This is a genomic window from Ruegeria sp. G7 (genome assembly GCF_056535465.1).
Window position 1 is genome coordinate 104,184 of sequence record NZ_JBQFIL010000001.1, and the last position, 16,287, is coordinate 120,470.

Sequence of the window (16,287 nt, forward strand, 5' to 3'; positions counted from 1 at the left end):
GCTGTGTGGGTTAACAGTGTTTGGTTTCAGATGGACGTCGACATTTCGAGAATTCAGTTGCTGTCACGCACGCTTGAGGAACAGGTGGGCACCTCAGTCGTTGATCGCGTGCTAAGTCGCTGCGATCTGGACCGCTCTCAGATTGCACCGCCCGCCACGCTATACAGTGCGCATAAAGAGGCGCAGTTTGTTCGCCATGCCTGCGACGCGGTGGCCGATATTACTTTTGGCGCGCGCGCCGGGCTGGGATTCAACGCCTCGTCAAGCATCACGGCCTATATCAGTAAATACTCGCGTGATCTGAAACAGGTCATGGAAAACACCGCGCGGTTTCATGGCATCATCGATCCAGCTCTGGCCTTCCGCCTGCGCGTCTCGGGCAATTCCGCCTCGCTTGAGGCTGATTGGAAGGACCCCGGCTTTTCCCGCTATCACCGCCGTACCGAATTCTTGCTGTTTGCCGCCATCGCGCGGATGCGAGCGTTGACACAGACCCAGCTGCATCCGATTGAAATACGGTTTCAGCACGAGGTCGGGCAACACGCTGGCAGGTTTGAGAAAATCGGCGGTTTCCCCGTTACATTCGGGGCCGAGCGGTTGGAGATCATCCTGTCCCTACCCTCGCTGGAGATCCCGATCCCGACTTACGATCCCAGCCTGCGCACCCATCTTCTGGAATATGGCGAACGCCTGCTGGCCGAGCGGCAATCCCCGCGCCAGAAAACACGAGCCAGGGTCGAGGGGCTGATCACCGGGTCGATGCCCGGCGGTCTCATTCAGGCCGAGGACGCCGCCGCGCAACTGGGCCTCAGCCCGCGCACCTTGGCCCGTCGGCTGGCAGATGAGGGCACCAGCTATCGCGAGATTGTCGAGGATTTGCGCTGCGATCTTGCACAGACCTTCATCAAGAACGGCATGTCCCTGTCCGAAATCTCCTATGCGCTGGGCTATTCCGATCAGGCTGCTTTTTCCACCGCGTTCAAACGCTGGACCGGGCAAGCCCCCAGTGCATTTCGCAATCGCGTCGACCATCCCCTGAGGTGAGGGTGGCCGAGGGTCATCAGCGTTGCCACCTCGCCCCGGCCTGTCCCATGAGTGGACACCGGTGATATAGAGAGGGCCCCGCAGCGATCCTTGCGCGTTCTCGCCAAATTGATTTGAAGTTTGGACAGCGTGAGCGAGGCAAAGAAAAAGGCGCCCCGGGCGCCTTTGACTTACTGATCCAGGAACGATCCCAGTAGCAGTGCTTACTTGGGCATTATATTCGATCCGAACCCAAAACTAAGAAACGCATATCCAGCTAAGCACACACCCGCCAAAAAAGCTAACATCGAGAAGAAAACCATAAGGTAAGTGCAATTGTGCCATTTACCGGCAAAGGCCTGGTTGTCGTTTCCATATCCAAGCTGGGCCATGTACGCGCTAAAGAACGACATGATGCTAAACAGCGCCCCGAGTGCAAAGCATGCCATTGAAAACACCAACCGACTATCGCTGGTGTTCTCATTGCCAATAAATGTCAATACTGAGACAGTGGCCACACCATTTAACAAAAACAGCGCCTTAAGCCCCTCAGTGACATATTTCATGCCTTCGGCCCAATGAAAATGGGCGTCCTCTTCAGGCACTAGACTTCTGCTCCCTGACTACTGATCCAGGAAAGATCGCAGTTTTCGCGACCGGCTGGGATGCTTGAGCTTGCGCAGCGCCTTCGCCTCGATCTGGCGGATACGTTCGCGGGTCACGCTGAACTGCTGACCAACCTCTTCCAGAGTGTGGTCGGTGTTCATGCCGATGCCAAAGCGCATCCTCAGAACCCGTTCCTCACGCGGGGTGAGCGAAGCCAGAACGCGGGTCGTGGTTTCCTTGAGGTTTTCCTGAATGGCGCTGTCCAGAGGCAGCACGGCATTCTTGTCCTCGATGAAATCCCCCAGTTGGCTGTCTTCTTCGTCGCCGATGGGCGTTTCCAGTGAGATCGGCTCTTTGGCGATTTTCATCACCTTGCGCACTTTCTCAAGCGGCATCTGCAGCTTTTCGGCCAGTTCTTCCGGCGTCGGCTCTCGGCCGATTTCGTGCAGCATCTGACGACCGGTCCGAACCAGCTTGTTGATCGTTTCGATCATGTGCACCGGAATACGGATGGTCCGCGCCTGATCCGCGATAGACCGCGTGATCGCCTGACGAATCCACCAGGTCGCATAGGTCGAGAACTTGTAACCGCGGCGGTATTCGAACTTGTCAACCGCCTTCATCAGGCCAATGTTGCCTTCCTGAATAAGATCAAGGAATTGCAGGCCGCGGTTCGTGTACTTCTTGGCAATCGAGATCACCAGACGCAGGTTGGCTTCGACCATTTCCTTCTTGGCCTGCCGCGCCTCTTTCTCACCTTTTTGAACCTGCTGCACGATGCGGCGGAATTCAGGGATATCGAGACCAACATATTGCCCGACCTGAGCCATATCGTTGCGCAGTTCCTCAACCTTCTCGGTCGAGCGTTCGATGAACATCTGCCAACCCCGGCCCGGCTTTTCGGCCATCTCGGACAGCCAGTTCGGGTCAAGCTCACGGCCACGATAGGCATCGATGAACTCACGCCGGTTGATGCGGGCTTGGTCGGCCAATTTCACCATCGAACTGTCCAGCGACATCACGCGGCGGTTGATGCCATACAGCTGGTCGATCAGCGCCTCGATCCGGTTGTTGTGCAGGTGAAGGCCGTTCACCAACTCGACAATCTCGGCGCGCAGCTTCTGATAGGTGTCCTCGTCCTTTTCGCTGAACGAACCGTCTTCGTTCAGCGTCGCCGAAATCCGGCTGTCCTGCATCTCGGACAACATGGCAAAATCGGTCGAGATTCGCTCAAGCGTGGTCAGAACCTGATCCTTCAGCGCCGCTTCCATTGCGGCGAGGGACATATTGGCCTGATCGTCGTCATCATCGTCGTCATCGTTGGCAATCGGATTGCCATCGGCATCCAGCTCGGGGCCCTCATCCTTGGCAGGCTTCGCCGCCTGCACCGCCGAGGTATCGACGACCGGCTCGGACACATCGCCGTCTTCGTCCATCTGGTTGCCAAAGGTGGTTTCCAGATCGATGACGTCGCGCAGCAGAATGTCTTCGGACAGAAGTTCGTCATGCCAGATGGTGATCGCCTGGAAGGTCAGCGGGCTTTCGCACAGCCCGGCGATCATGGTGTTCCGCCCCGCCTCAATCCGTTTGGCGATGGCAATCTCGCCCTCGCGGCTCAGCAGTTCGACCGATCCCATCTCGCGCAGATACATGCGCACGGGGTCGTCGGTACGGTCCAGTTTCTCGGTCGCGGCACCGGCCAGCGCAACCTCGCGCGGGCCTTCCGTGGTGACCAGTTCCGTTGAACCCTTGTTTTCTTCTTCCTCGGCCTCTTCATCTTCGATGATGTTGATGCCCATCTCGGACAGCATCGACATCACGTCTTCGATCTGTTCCGAGCTGACCTGATCAGGCGGCAGCACCTGATTGAGCTGGTCGTATGTGATGTAGCCTTTCTCGCGGGCCTCGGCGATCATCTTCTTGACCTGGGCCTGGCTCATGTCCAGCGAGATTTCCTGTTCCTGCTCGTCGGATTTGCGGTCTTCGTTCGTATCCTTGGCGGCCATTCAATGCTCCTGCAGGGATGGGTGATTCGTTAAAGCCGAATCATTAGCGCGTAGAAGTGATTCGGCCACCCGTTTACCTGTTTTTCTTTTCCAGTGCCTTACGAAAACACCAGTTTACCGGCGTTTCCGCTCGAAATTGATACCAGACATGATGGCCTCAAACGCGTCTTTCTCGTCGCGGTTGATTCGCGCACCATTGTCGGCGATGTCGAAAACGGCCCTGTCCTCATTCTGGCTGCGGCTTGTGCGGTTACGCTCTTCGGCGGCTTGCGCCAGCCGATATGTCAGCGCCTCATCGGCCAGATCAGACAGTTCCTCCGCCGCTTCGGCAATCTCAGCATCCAACCCCCGGAGCGCTTTGATCTTTGCGAGTTCCTCGGCCAGCGTCATTTCGGCCTTTTCAACGTCGCCCGGTTTATACACACAGGGGATCACTGCCACATGGCGAAGGGTCAGCAGGTTTTCAAGGGGTTCAGGCCCCAAAGTTTGCATGATGTGGTCCTGCAGGTTTTCGGGGTCGTCAATCGCATGGCGCAGGATCGCCCCACGCAGCGCCGCGTGGTCGGGATCGTGGCACTCCATTTCTTCAAGCTGGGTTTCGAATTGCACGACAACCTGCGGATTTAGAATGGCAATTGCCAGAATGGCCGCTTCACGCAGTTGAATATCTGCGTTCTCGGATGAGGCCAGAAACGACGCCCGCGCGCCCGGTGTCGCGGGCTGCGCCTGCGGTTGCCACTTGCCACGCGGTTGCCATTGACGATTTGGCGATTGTCGCTGTGGGCGAAACAATTGCCAGCGCAGGTCCTTAATTTCCTGTCCGTAATGCGAGCGGATTGAGGGATCGCGGATCAGCTTGATCTTCTCACGCAGCGACTTGTCCAACGCCGCCTTACGCTCGGGACTGTCGAAGACCTTGCCGTCCGTCTCGCGCTGCCACAGCAGTTTGACCATCGGAATTGCGCCTTCCAGAACGGCCTGTACCGCCCCCGGCCCTTCGGCGCGCAGCAGGTCGTCAGGGTCCTTACCTTCGGGCATCAGGGCAAAGCGCAGGGACTTGCCCGCTTCCAACAACGGCAAAGCTAGATCGACCGCCCGCATCGCAGCGCGCAGGCCCGCCGTGTCGCCGTCCAGCGCGATGATCGGCTCATCGGAAATCCGCCAGAGCAGTTGCAACTGATGCTCGGTGATCGCCGTTCCCAAAGGCGCGACCGACGCGCCGAACCCGGCCTCCGCCAGCGCGATCACATCCATATACCCCTCGGCCACGATCAACGGTTGCCCCTTCCCCGCCGCCTGCCGCGCGGGGCCGTGGTTATAGAGGCTGCCGCCTTTGTCGAACAGCTCGGTCTCGGGCGAGTTCAGGTATTTGGCGTTGTCATTGGGGTCCATCGCCCGACCGCCAAACGCGATGCACCGCCCGCGCGGATCGCGGATTGGGTACATGATCCGGTTGCGGAAGGTGTCATAGGGCTTCTTACGCTTGTTCGACGGCTTCGCCAGCCCGGCCCCCAGGATCAGATCCTCGGCCACGTTCTTGCCGGTCAGATGATCCCACAGCGCCTGCCAGCCATCGGGGGCAAAGCCGATCTCCCACCGGTCCAGCCCCTGCGCATTCAAGCCCCGGCGGGTCAGATAATCGCGTGCCGCCGCCCCTGCCCCGGTCTTTAGCTGCAGGCGGAAAAACTGCACCGCCTGCTCCATCACCTCGGCCAGTTGCGCGCGGCGGTCCTGTTTCTGCTGCGCCTTGGGATCACGCGCGGGTATCGGCATCCCGGCCTCACGCGCCAGAATCTCGACCGCTTCGATGAACGAGACATTCTCGGTCTCTTTCACAAAACTGATCGCGTCGCCTTTGGCATGGCAGCCGAAACAGTAATAGAACCCCTTTTGGTCATCGACGTGGAACGAGGCTGTCTTTTCGTGGTGAAACGGGCACGGCGCCCACATATCCCCCTTGCCCTGATTGGACTTGCGCTGGTCCCACATGACCTTGCGCCCGACAACCTGAGACAGGCTGAGGCGCGTGCGCAGTTCATCCAGAAATCCGGGGGGCAAAGACATGGGTCAAACCTGCCAGAAATGAAAACGCCCGCCAAGGGGAAGGCGCGCGGTTGTCCACAAGGAAATGCGCGCCTTGTGGATTACTGCTGTAGGCACAGCTCCAGCCACGCTGCACCAAGGTCCTTGTTTCGCACGTCGCGCATCTTTTGTTCATAAACCCACGGCGTGATCAGCGGGACCGCCGCGTTATAATTCTCGGGCCATGTCGGGCCACTGTCAGCGACGGCCTGCGCCACGTCCCGTTCCTTGACCCGATCAAGGCGCGCCTTCTGGATCGCGGCCACAACCTCTGCCTGATACTTGCAGCTTTGCTCCTTGGTTTCCTGAGCAACTACCGGGGTGGCAAGCAGGGCCGCGACAATGGCGATACGCAACATAAAGTTCTCCGAGGATTCGTTTCGTTCCGGGCAGTTTACCGGCGTGTGGCGACGCCTTCCATCGCCCTTTTCAAATCGTGAACCAATGTCTCAGCCATGGACCGGAAGACCATGATCTGAAATGCGTTTCCTCCGACACGGGTGATCGAAGCTGTCATGTGAAACAGCAAAGTCCGGGCGGTGTGTCCCCGCTTGAACTGTGCGCTGCGCAGATCAACAGGTACCACGCGGGCCAGCACGTCCTCGACGCCGGCGCCCTCTAACCGGACAACTGTCCACGCATCCGATTGAGCCACGACGGCCGCGTGTTCACCTAGCACCGCATCGGGCACAGGCCCCATTAGCATTGCATGGGACGGGCCGAACCAGATCGCCCGCGCACCAGCCTTTCCCGTCGCCCGATTGGCTGACGGATAAGTCATTCCATGCGCAGCTTTCAACGCTTCCGACACCGCCTTTTGCTTGCCTTTGTAGGGTGAGATCGAGTGGATCGCGCCCGCATCCTCTTCGCTGAGTGTCACAGAGCCAACGGTCAACGGCAGCAGCCCGTCGCAGGGGGTTTTGGCGATCAGTCTATCCACGAACGCGCCCTCCTTCGGGGTCAAAGAAGACCGGGTTCACCACTTCACACAGGGTTGTCACGCCGCGCAGGTGATCGACCATCTTCACGATTTCCCCGTACCTGTCCGGCCCGTCCGCAAGGAAACCAAGCCCCAACATGGTCCCGAGCGTGGGCGAATAGCAGACCGAGGTCAGATAGCCCTGATCATTGGTGCGCACCGGCTCGGCCTCTTCGTTGTACAGATGCGCTCCGGCCAGCAATTCCTTGCTTTCCCCGATGGGTTTCAGCCCAACCAACCGTTCGCGCCCTGCCTCTTCCAGACCGGGACGTTCGGACATGGTCTTGCCGATACAGTCTTTCTTCTGCGACACCATCCGCCCCATGCCGATATCATATGCGGTTGTCCGACCATGGATTTCGGAATGCGTGATAAAGCCCTTCTCGATGCGCAGAACGTTCAGTGCCTCCATCCCGTAAAGGCCTCCGCCCAGCGCCTCGGCCCGTTCGGTCAGAATGTCGAACAGGCTTGCGCCATAGCGCGCGGGCACGGCGATTTCATAGGCATGCTCGCCCGAGAATGAGATCCGGAACAGACGTCCCTGAACGCCCAGGACCGAGGCCGCCCCGCAGGCCATGAACGGCCAGTTTTCATCATCCAGCGGAGTATCCAGCAGGTCGTTCAGCAATTCGCGCGATTTCGGCCCGGCCACAGCGAATTGCGCCCATTGCTCGGTCACCGAGGTGAACGAGACATCCAGATCGGGACGCAGGCCCTGATGCACGAACTCCAGATGTTTCATCACCTCACCCGCTGCAGCGGTGGTCGTAGTCATCAGGTAGTGCGTCTCGCCCAGTCGTGCAGTGGTGCCGTCATCCATGACGAACCCATCCTCACGCAGCATCAGGCCATACCGCGCACGACCGACCTTGAGGGTCGAGAACATGTTCGTATAGACTAAATCCAGAAATGCCCCCGCATCGACCCCCTGAATGTCGATCTTGCCAAGCGTCGAGACATCGCACACCCCAACCGCCTGACGCACCATATTGACCTCACGGTCGCAGGATTGCCGCCAGTTGGTCTCTCCGTCCTGCGGGAAATAGCTGGGCCGGTACCACAGACCTGCCTCGATCAAAGGCGCCTTCCGCGCCACGGTCGCCTTATGCGATGTGGTAAAGCGCTGAGGTTTGAACCCCTTTCCTTCCGCACCAGCGCCCAGCGCCGCAATGGCAATCGGGGAATATGGCGGGCGGAACGTGGTGGTCCCGGTCTCGGGTATCCCTCGCCCGGTGGCATCGGCCAAAATGGCCAGCGCCGCCACGTTCGAGTTCTTGCCCTGATCAGTCGCCATACCTTGCGTGGTGTAACGCTTCATATGCTCGACGGACCGGAAGTTCTCGGTCGCGGCCTGTTTGACGTCTTTCACCGTCACATCATTCTGAAAATCCAGCCACGCGCGCCCCTTGCCGGGAACGGCCCAAAGCTGAGTAATCTCATAAGGCGTATCCTCGGCCTGCGGAAGAAGGGTCTTAGGCGCTTTCAAACCCAGATCAGCCAGTACGCTTTCAGCCGCCTCACCCCCTTCCCGCAGGCAGGACGCGGTCGAGAACGCGCCGTTGCAAGCCCCTGCCGTCACCATGCCCGGAACAGCGCCGGGTGTGGGCACAAACCCTTCGATCTCACGCTTCCAGGTCGGACGGCCATTCATATGGCAGGTCAGGTGGACCGAGGGATTCCATCCGCCGGTCATCGCCAGACAGTCGGTATGAATACGCTCCTCACCGCTGGCACGCCGCACCGTGATCGATTCCAGCCCCTTGCGACCGGAACTGCCACAGACCTGAGCACCGCGCAGCACTTCGTACTCATCAGACAAAAGCGCATCATGGCGGCTGTCGATCACTGCGGCGACATGTACACCGGCGTTCAACAAATCCCGCGCGGTCCGGTGAATGTCATTGGTGTTGCCAAAGATCGTCACATTTCGCCCCGGGCTGACGCCCCAACGGTTCAGATAGGCCCGCACGGCCCCGGCGGCCATGATCCCCGGACGGTCATTGTCGCGGAAGGCGACCGGGCGCTCCAACGCGCCTGCGGCCAGAACAGATCGCTTCGCCACGATCCGCCAATACGTTTCCAGCGGCGCCCCGTTCGGGCGGCGATCCGAATGATGCAACACCCGCTCCAGCGCCGCATAGGTGCCCTGATCATAGACACCCGCGACCGTGGTGCGGGTCATCAGACGCACATTGTCCATGCCGCTGAGTTCCGCCAGAACCTCATCCGCCCAGACAGGGCCCGGCTTGCCATCCACCTCATAGGTTTCGGCCAACAACCGCCCGCCCATCCGCGCGTTTTCATCCGCCAGAATGACATCCGCCCCGGCGCGCGCGGCGGTAAGTGCGGCCATCAACCCCGCAGGCCCGGCACCAATGACCAACAGATCACAGAAGGCATAGGCGCTCTCGTACTTGTCGGCATTATCCTCGCCGGACAACGCGCCCAGCCCTGCAGCACGGCGGATCACGGGTTCATAAAGCTTTTCCCAGAAGCTTTTCGGCCACATGAAGGTCTTGTAGTAGAAGCCCGCCCCCAGAAACGGCGCGGCCAGATCGTTAAGCGCCATGACATCGAACCCAAGGCTCGGCCAGCGGTTCTGGCTGCGCGCCTCAAGCCCGGGGTAAATCTCCTGCATTGTGGCCCGCACGTTCGGTTCCTGTCCGCCCCCATGGCCGACCGTCACCAGCGCGTTGGGTTCTTCGCTGCCTGCTGTCAGAATACCGCGCGGGCGGTGGTACTTGAACGACCGACCCACAAGCTTCACGCCATTGGCCAACAGGGCGGAGGCCAGCGTGTCCCCCTGAAACCCTTCGTAACCGACGCCATCAAAAACAAACGGCACCGTTTGCGTCCGATCAACCAGTCCCTTGCCCGAAATCCTCATGCCTTCACCTCGGACGCCAGTTGAGAGCCCAACATCTCATGCGTGACCGTATCGCGCGTCACAACGATCCACGCGCCGCAGCCGCCTTCGTGATACCAAAGCTCCCTAGTCACACCTGCAGGATTGTCACGCAGATGTACGAAACCATCCCAGGCATCATCCCCCGCATCCGGGGCCGGACGATCCAGATCCACCGCCGCGCCACGATAGTAAAACTCGCGCCGATCACGCTCACCGCAATAGGGACAGGTAACCCTCATACCCGCACCCGTGGCTTCATCTTTTTAAAAATACTCAAATCCAACATCGCCACCCTCAATGCAGATTGTGTTGAGAGCCCTTGCCCTCTTCATCAATAATCCCCCGCCCGGTCCGAAAGCGATCCAGCCGGAACCCGGTCGCATTCTCATGATACCGATCCGTCGCAATCAGATGCGCAAACACGTTGCCCGAACCCGGCACCGCCTTGAACCCCCCATAGTTCCAGCCGCAATTCAGATAGAGCCCGTCGATATCGGTGCGATCAATGATCGGAGAGCCATCCGGCGACATATCCATGATCCCGCCCCAGGATCGCAGCACCCTTGCCTTGCCGATCATCGGCATCAGGGCGACCCCGGCCTCCATCACGCTTTCCACCGTGGGCAGGTTCCCCCGCGCCGCATAAGAGGCATAGAAATCCAGATCGCCGCCGAAAACCAAACCGCCTTTGTCCGACTGGCTAATGTAGAAATGCCCCATGCCAAAGGTCACGACGTGATCGATACAAGGCTTCAGCCCCTCGGTCACAAAGGCCTGCAGAACATGGCTTTCAATGGGCAAGCGCATGCCCGCCATCGCCGCCACCAGTCCGGATCGGCCCGCTGCAACCATGGCAACCTTCTTGGCCCGTATCGCACCGCGCGTGGTCTGAACGCCGCGCACGGCACCATTCTCGATATCTATCCCGGTCACCTCGCAATTCTGGATCAGGTCCACCCCGCGCTGATCCGCGCCGCGCGCATAACCCCATGCCACCGCATCATGCCGCGCCGTGCCGCCACGCGGATGGTACAACCCGCCATATAGCGGAAACCGCAGATCGTCGTAATTCAGATAAGGCAACATCTCACGCAGCTGATCGCGGCTCAGCAGGATGGCGTCATCACCCTGACTGATCATCATGTTCCCCCGCCGCGCGGCTGCATCGCGTTGCCCGTCCGAGTGGAACAGATTGATGATACCGCGCTGCGAATGCATGACGTTGTAATTCAGGTCCTCCTCAAGACCTTCCCACAGTTTCAGCGAATGCGAATAGAACTCGGAATTGCCCTGCAGAAAGTAGTTCGCGCGCACAATGGTCGTGTTGCGCCCGACATTGCCGCCGCCGATATAACCCTTCTCCAGCACGGCGACATTGGTCAGACCATGTTCTTTGGCCAGATAATACGCCGTACTCAGGCCATGACCGCCACCGCCAATAATGATGATGTCATATTCGTCCTTGGGCTGCGGATCACGCCAGTGCGGGGCCCAACCTTTGTTACCGGTCAGCCCCTCTCTGAGAATCCTAAAGCCGGAAAAACGCATTCAGACCTCCCTGCAGCCCTGAGTGGCATCAAACAAACTCTGACCAGCAGTAGCAATGTCATCAGGGCGCGCCGCCGCTGTTTTCGACACCAACTTGTCCGTGGGCGACGAAACATGAGCGGAATGCGAATTTTCAATACAGGTCAGAAGCGCAACTGAAAAGCAACGCCCGCGATCGGCGCTGTGTCATAGTCCTGCTGACTGATCTCGCGACCATTTTCATCTTCAAGGGTCAGTTCGCCGCCAAACTCTGCACCGGCGAATGCCGTCAGCGCTACGCCGGGGTTCGGGGCATATCGAACGGACAACACGACCGGAAAACTGCGGTCCTCGCCGACACCACCCGGTGCAATTCCGTCATCGTCCAGCCGGAAGCGAACACTCTCGAACCGCGCGGCCAAGCCAACCGTCAAATCGTCAGAGACCGCGCGCTCTAGGGTTAGCCCCGGCCCCTGCGTCGCGCCCAAACCCCCGCCCGTGCTCAGCTTCCAACGGTCAGCGAATTCCCAATCCACAAGCACCGCCGGAAACACCTCGGGGCCACCCGAGCCAATCTCTGAAAACACGCCAAACGCAGGACCCAGCCGTAGGTTCGGCGTCAGCTGCCAAGAAATCCCCGCAAAAGCACCATAGCTGAACCCTTCGGACGTATCGGCCCCCAGCTCATAATCCCAGCGCAGTTGCGGCGAGATGAACACGCTGGCACCATTGTCCAGAATAAGGCGCATCGGCGCGGTGACCCGGATGTCGCGAATATCCTCCCACGGCGCATTTTCGGAACGCTGAAAGTCGTATGAGAACAACCCATAGCTGACGAGGACACCGGCAAAGGACCCATCGTCAAAGCGGTTGATCGCGCCCCCACGCAGGAACGCGCGATTGGCGCTGAAATCTCCGCCGTCATCCAAATCGGCCTTGCCCTGATAGACCGCCAGGCCTTCGGCACTGCCCCCCCAGCCTGACGGAGCCTGCGCCATCGCGCTTGGTGCGCTGAGCGACAGCGATGCTGCCAAGAAAACTGTTCTGATGGAAAATTCCAATGGCTCCGCTCCTCTCGACACCTTGTATGTATACGATGGGCGGTTGCAACCGGACCAATGAAATTGGTCCGGTTTCTGTCTGGGTGTGTCGCGTCAAAGCCCCTTGGCGCGATAGCTTTTTGAGACGCGGTCGATCGCTACGATATAAGCTGCTGTGCGCAGGTCCTCGACATCCGAACGACTGTGCCAGACCTCTCGCATGGCCTGATAAGCAATCCGCATCGTGTCATCGAGGCCCGAGCGGACCAGTTCCAACTCATCGGCACCCTTGAGATACTTCGCCTTAAAGTCCGGCGACATTGACCAAGCATCGCCCAGATAACGGTCCAACCGCTCCAGTTCGCTGACAATCAACTCGTGGCGCGATTCCTCCTGACGGCGCTGCATGCGGCCAAAACGGATATGGCTCAGGTTCTTGACCCATTCGAAATAGGACACCGTCACACCGCCAGCGTTGGCATACATATCGGGGATGATCACCGTGCCCTTCTTGCGCAGGATTTCATCCGCGCCCGCGGTCACCGGGCCATTCGCCGCCTCAATAATCAGTGGCGCCTTGATACGGTCGGCATTCGACAGGTTGATGACCCCTTCCAGGGCCGCCGGGATGAGAATATCGCAGTCTTCTTCAAGAACCGCAGATCCTTCAGCCGAGTGATTTGCGTCAGGATAGTCTTTTACACCTCCGTGCTTGACGATCCACTGTCGTACCGCCTCGACATCGATCCCCTCGGGGTTGAAAAGCGCGCCGTCCCACTCGATGACACCGATGACGCGCGCGCCATCCTCTTCGCTGAGGAATTTGGCCGCGTGGTAGCCCACATTCCCAAGCCCCTGAACGATCACGCGCTTGCCGTCCAGCTTACCCGAAAGACCTGCCTTCGCGATGTCCTCGGGATGGCGGAAGAATTCACGCAGCGCGTATTGAACGCCACGTCCGGTCGCTTCGACACGACCTGAGATGCCTCCGGCATTCAGCGGCTTGCCCGTCACACAGGCGCGCGCGTTGATGTCTGTCGTGTTCATCCGCGCGTATTGATCAGCCATCCAGGCCATCTCGCGCTCACCCGTACCCATATCGGGGGCGGGCACGTTCTGCGAAGGATTGATCAGGTCGCGTTTGGCCAGTTCATAGGCGAAACGGCGGGTGATCTGCTCAAGCTCGTGCTCTTCGTACAGACGCGGGTCGATGCACAAGCCCCCCTTCGAGCCACCGAACGGAGTTTCAACCAGGGCGCATTTATAAGTCATCAGTGCTGCAAGCGCCTCGACCTCGTCCTGATTTACCGCAAGCGCATAGCGGATACCGCCTTTCACAGGCTCCATATGCTCTGAATGCACCGAACGGTATCCGGTGAATGTCTGAATTTTGCCGCGGAGGCGCACGCCGAAGCGCACGGTATATGTGGCGTTGCAAACCCGTATCTTTTCTTCGAGCCCCGGCGGCAGGTCCATCAAGGATGCCGCCCTGTTGAACATCAGATCTACACTTTCGCGAAAGCTGGGTTCATTGATTGCCGTCATGTAATCCTCCGTACCGGTAAATGACGAATGTCATGACGTTTTGTCGCACCACTGCGCTCGGGCTGCAATCACCAACTGCATATTTTTTGATCAATTTGAGAACTCAGCTTGCCGTCGCGCGCCTGAGTCGCGTCGTAAATGGTGGGCTCAGACAATTGTTCACGACAGGACGACAGAGCGACACCGGAGCGCGGGATTATCTTCGGAATTACCGCAAACCAGCCTAAACTAAGCCTTTTTCGCCCAATTCCCGCCACGTTTGGAAATTAACGTAATACAGTAAATTTTTCCTTGGGGGCTTTATCGGCCTGCTCAGCGGAGTCACCAAATATGAAGAGTAACTTGCCCAGTCTTGGTTCTATCAAGCCAAACAACAAATTTGATACAGTCCGTCAATTCCCCAAAAATGAGGAGGGTTCGTTCACCATCCTCACGGTCTTTCTTTTCCTGCTCATGATTGCGACGACGGGGATTGGCGTCGATATGATGAATTACGAGCGTGATCGCGCGGCCCTTCAGTCGACGCTTGATCGCGCGGTTCTTGCTGCCGCCGATCTCGACCAAAAAGAGCCACCGAAAGCGGTTGTAGAAGCCTATCTCGACAAAGCCGGTCTTGGCGACAAGCTGAAAGATGTGACCGTTGTCGAGGGCTTCGGCTCACGGAAGGTCTCGGCCACAGCAGAAACGATCGTCAATACGCACTTTATGCGCCTGTCTGGCGTCGAAACCATGATCGCGCCGGCCGCAAGCACGGCTGAGGAGTCAATCGGCGCGGTGGAAATCTCGCTGGTTCTGGACATCTCGGGGTCGATGAGTGAACGGTCTGCCGATCCGCTCTATTCAAAAATGGCAGTTTTGCGGGATTCGGCGACGGAATTCGTTAATCTGATGCTGGACAAGCCTGGCGAGAGCGAGATTTCGATTTCGATCGTCCCCTACGCCACCCAGGTCAACGCGGGCGAAGATCTCCTGGATAAGTTCACGAATGTCACTCAAGAGCACGATTATTCGCATTGCGTGAACTTTATTCCCGAACAATATAGCGACTCGGACCTGCATCGCGGTGACACACTTGAACGCACCGCGCATTTTGATCCGTTCACCTACTCAGAGAATGGAATCCGAATTCCGGTATGTCCTGTTCGCGCTGGCAGTGCCATTACCGCTGTGACCAACAACCGTGACAAACTGCTGAAGCACATCAGCCAGCTGACGCCCAATGGGAACACGTCGATCGATATCGGTATGAAATGGGGTGTCGCTCTTCTGGACCCCAGCATGCGTGGCATCGTCAATGATCTGTCGAAACAGACGGATCCGGACCCGCAGTTCTCGTCATCAACCATCGTTCCAGCGAATTTCAGCCAACGTCCTACGGACTACAATACGGATGTGCTGAAGGTCGTTATCGTCATGACCGACGGGAAGAACACCGATCAATACATGCTGAATCCGTCGCTTCGCGAAGGATACTCGGATGTGTGGTATAATCCCGACTCTGGAAATCTGACCAGTTGGATCGATTATGGCCGCCGTACACGTCATAATGTAGAGGGCGACTATACAATCTTTCACTCGCAAGGTAAGCCGAACTACTTCTGGCCTCAGCGCAATCAGTGGGCTGATCATCCATACGGCAACCCGGAACCCGAAACCGCCAAGAACAACGAACCTGGTGATGCTGTACGCCTGACGTATCCGGAATTGTTCAACCGCGTTTCGCTGGCCTGGAATGCTGAATACAATTTCTACTGGCAGTCCAGTGCTTGGGCCGAGTGGTATTCAAAAGCTTTCTCAAAAGTTGAAACCTCGGCCAAGAACCAGCGTACGAAGCACGTGTGCAACGCCGCGAAAGACGAAGGTATCATTATCTACGGTATCGCATTCGAAGCTCCTCGGAGCGGGTATCGCCTGCTTCAGGATTGCGCCAGCTCTGAGTCAAGTCACGTCTACAATGTAAAAGGGCTGGATCTTGAAAGCGCCTTTGAGTCGATCGCGTCGTCAATCCGCAAACTGAGGCTGACACAATGATGGGTAAGTTTTCCTCATTCGCGCGGCGGTTTCGCAAGGCGGAGAATGGCAATGCTACAATTGAATTTGCCATCATATTTCCCGCTTTCATGCTCTTCACTCTATCTGCCGCGGAGCTGACAATCATAACAGCTCAGCAGACCATGCTTGAGAGAGCCGTAGACATGACGGTGCGAGACATTCGTTTGGGTACAGGGACAACCCTTGAGCATGACGACATCAAAGACGTCATCTGTGAACGCACTGCTTTTATCAAAAATTGTTCAAATAACCTGCGGCTTGAGATGATTCAGCAGAGTGCATTCGAAGGAATCGTCCTTGAAGAAGAACCAGATTGCACGGACAACTCGGAAGAGGTGAAACCGGTCAGAAACTTCATCAATGGGCAATCGAATGAGCTCATGATCCTGCGTGCCTGCGCTCGTATTGATCCAATCTTCCCGACGTCGAAGATGGCAGAAGGAATATCCGACAAGTCTGGCCAATACTCTCTTACCGCGACAACCGCGTTTGTTCAGGAGCCGATTTAAGCGATGTTAC

At 58.1% G+C, this 16,287-nt stretch carries 13 protein-coding genes; 3 read left to right on the forward strand and 10 right to left on the reverse strand.

What is annotated here, in order from left to right; translation table 11 throughout:
* Nucleotides 1-30: 30 nt before the first annotated feature.
* The gene (locus ACR3EN_RS00520) at nucleotides 31-1,044 is read left to right on the forward strand and encodes a helix-turn-helix domain-containing protein (protein ID WP_480819563.1); all 1,014 of its coding nucleotides are present in this window, start codon (nucleotides 31-33) and stop codon (nucleotides 1,042-1,044) included.
* A 203-nt stretch (nucleotides 1,045-1,247) separates the two neighbouring features.
* Here the strand turns inward: ACR3EN_RS00520 and ACR3EN_RS00525 are convergent, their stop codons facing one another.
* From ACR3EN_RS00525 to ACR3EN_RS00570, 10 genes are all read right to left on the reverse strand, one after another.
* Nucleotides 1,248-1,589 (reverse strand): hypothetical protein, encoded by a 342-nt coding sequence (locus ACR3EN_RS00525; protein ID WP_480843364.1) that lies wholly within the window; start codon nucleotides 1,587-1,589, stop codon nucleotides 1,248-1,250.
* A 57-nt stretch (nucleotides 1,590-1,646) separates the two neighbouring features.
* Nucleotides 1,647-3,635 carry an RNA polymerase sigma factor RpoD gene (rpoD, locus tag ACR3EN_RS00530; protein WP_480528654.1) on the reverse strand — a complete coding sequence of 663 codons (1,989 nt, stop codon included), beginning with the start codon at nucleotides 3,633-3,635 and terminating at the stop codon, nucleotides 1,647-1,649.
* 114 nt (nucleotides 3,636-3,749) lie between these two features.
* Complete coding sequence (gene dnaG / locus ACR3EN_RS00535; RefSeq protein WP_480870197.1) at nucleotides 3,750-5,699, reverse strand: DNA primase; 1,950 nt, start codon at nucleotides 5,697-5,699, stop codon at nucleotides 3,750-3,752.
* Between the two features lie 80 nt (nucleotides 5,700-5,779).
* Nucleotides 5,780-6,076: a hypothetical protein gene (locus ACR3EN_RS00540; RefSeq protein ID WP_480528652.1), complete on the reverse strand. Its 297-nt coding sequence runs from the start codon at nucleotides 6,074-6,076 to the stop codon at nucleotides 5,780-5,782.
* A gap of 35 nt (nucleotides 6,077-6,111) precedes the next feature.
* Nucleotides 6,112-6,657 carry a sarcosine oxidase subunit gamma gene (locus tag ACR3EN_RS00545; RefSeq protein ID WP_480819560.1) on the reverse strand — a complete coding sequence of 182 codons (546 nt, stop codon included), beginning with the start codon at nucleotides 6,655-6,657 and terminating at the stop codon, nucleotides 6,112-6,114.
* Entirely contained in the window at nucleotides 6,650-9,583 is a 2,934-nt protein-coding gene (locus ACR3EN_RS00550; RefSeq protein WP_480819559.1) for a sarcosine oxidase subunit alpha family protein, read from the reverse strand. The genes ACR3EN_RS00545 and ACR3EN_RS00550 overlap by 8 nt, the downstream gene beginning before the upstream one ends.
* Complete coding sequence (locus ACR3EN_RS00555) at nucleotides 9,580-9,843, reverse strand: sarcosine oxidase subunit delta (protein WP_480819558.1); 264 nt, start codon at nucleotides 9,841-9,843, stop codon at nucleotides 9,580-9,582. The genes ACR3EN_RS00550 and ACR3EN_RS00555 overlap by 4 nt, the downstream gene beginning before the upstream one ends.
* Before the next feature lie 55 nt (nucleotides 9,844-9,898).
* Entirely contained in the window at nucleotides 9,899-11,152 is a 1,254-nt protein-coding gene (locus ACR3EN_RS00560) for a sarcosine oxidase subunit beta family protein (RefSeq protein WP_480819557.1), read from the reverse strand.
* 143 nt (nucleotides 11,153-11,295) lie between these two features.
* Nucleotides 11,296-12,192 (reverse strand): hypothetical protein, encoded by an 897-nt coding sequence (locus tag ACR3EN_RS00565; protein WP_480869474.1) that lies wholly within the window; start codon nucleotides 12,190-12,192, stop codon nucleotides 11,296-11,298.
* A gap of 93 nt (nucleotides 12,193-12,285) precedes the next feature.
* Nucleotides 12,286-13,716, reverse strand: a complete 1,431-nt coding sequence (locus ACR3EN_RS00570; RefSeq protein ID WP_480819555.1) for a Glu/Leu/Phe/Val family dehydrogenase — start codon at nucleotides 13,714-13,716, stop codon at nucleotides 12,286-12,288.
* A 330-nt stretch (nucleotides 13,717-14,046) separates the two neighbouring features.
* On the opposite strand from ACR3EN_RS00570, the gene ACR3EN_RS00575 reads away from it, so the two are divergent.
* The gene (locus ACR3EN_RS00575; RefSeq protein ID WP_480819554.1) at nucleotides 14,047-15,747 is read left to right on the forward strand and encodes a pilus assembly protein TadG-related protein; all 1,701 of its coding nucleotides are present in this window, start codon (nucleotides 14,047-14,049) and stop codon (nucleotides 15,745-15,747) included.
* The gene (locus ACR3EN_RS00580; RefSeq protein ID WP_480843360.1) at nucleotides 15,747-16,277 is read left to right on the forward strand and encodes a TadE/TadG family type IV pilus assembly protein; all 531 of its coding nucleotides are present in this window, start codon (nucleotides 15,747-15,749) and stop codon (nucleotides 16,275-16,277) included. Before ACR3EN_RS00575 ends, ACR3EN_RS00580 begins: the two co-directional genes overlap by 1 nt.
* The last annotated feature ends 10 nt before the right edge of the window (nucleotides 16,278-16,287 follow it).

Bases quoted from the DNA above. Each gene is read 5' to 3' on its own strand.
- ACR3EN_RS00520 (WP_480819563.1), top strand. From the start codon at position 31: ATGGACGTCGACATTTCGAGAATTCAGTTGCTGTCACGCACGCTTGAG.
- ACR3EN_RS00525 (WP_480843364.1), bottom strand. From the start codon at position 1,589: ATGAAATATGTCACTGAGGGGCTTAAGGCGCTGTTTTTGTTAAATGGT.
- rpoD (WP_480528654.1), bottom strand. From the start codon at position 3,635: ATGGCCGCCAAGGATACGAACGAAGACCGCAAATCCGACGAGCAGGAA.
- dnaG (WP_480870197.1), bottom strand. From the start codon at position 5,699: ATGTCTTTGCCCCCCGGATTTCTGGATGAACTGCGCACGCGCCTCAGC.
- ACR3EN_RS00540 (WP_480528652.1), bottom strand. From the start codon at position 6,076: ATGTTGCGTATCGCCATTGTCGCGGCCCTGCTTGCCACCCCGGTAGTT.
- ACR3EN_RS00550 (WP_480819559.1), bottom strand. From the start codon at position 9,583: ATGAGGATTTCGGGCAAGGGACTGGTTGATCGGACGCAAACGGTGCCG.
- ACR3EN_RS00555 (WP_480819558.1), bottom strand. From the start codon at position 9,843: ATGAGGGTTACCTGTCCCTATTGCGGTGAGCGTGATCGGCGCGAGTTT.
- ACR3EN_RS00560 (WP_480819557.1), bottom strand. From the start codon at position 11,152: ATGCGTTTTTCCGGCTTTAGGATTCTCAGAGAGGGGCTGACCGGTAAC.
- ACR3EN_RS00570 (WP_480819555.1), bottom strand. From the start codon at position 13,716: ATGACGGCAATCAATGAACCCAGCTTTCGCGAAAGTGTAGATCTGATG.
- ACR3EN_RS00575 (WP_480819554.1), top strand. From the start codon at position 14,047: ATGAAGAGTAACTTGCCCAGTCTTGGTTCTATCAAGCCAAACAACAAA.
- ACR3EN_RS00580 (WP_480843360.1), top strand. From the start codon at position 15,747: ATGGGTAAGTTTTCCTCATTCGCGCGGCGGTTTCGCAAGGCGGAGAAT.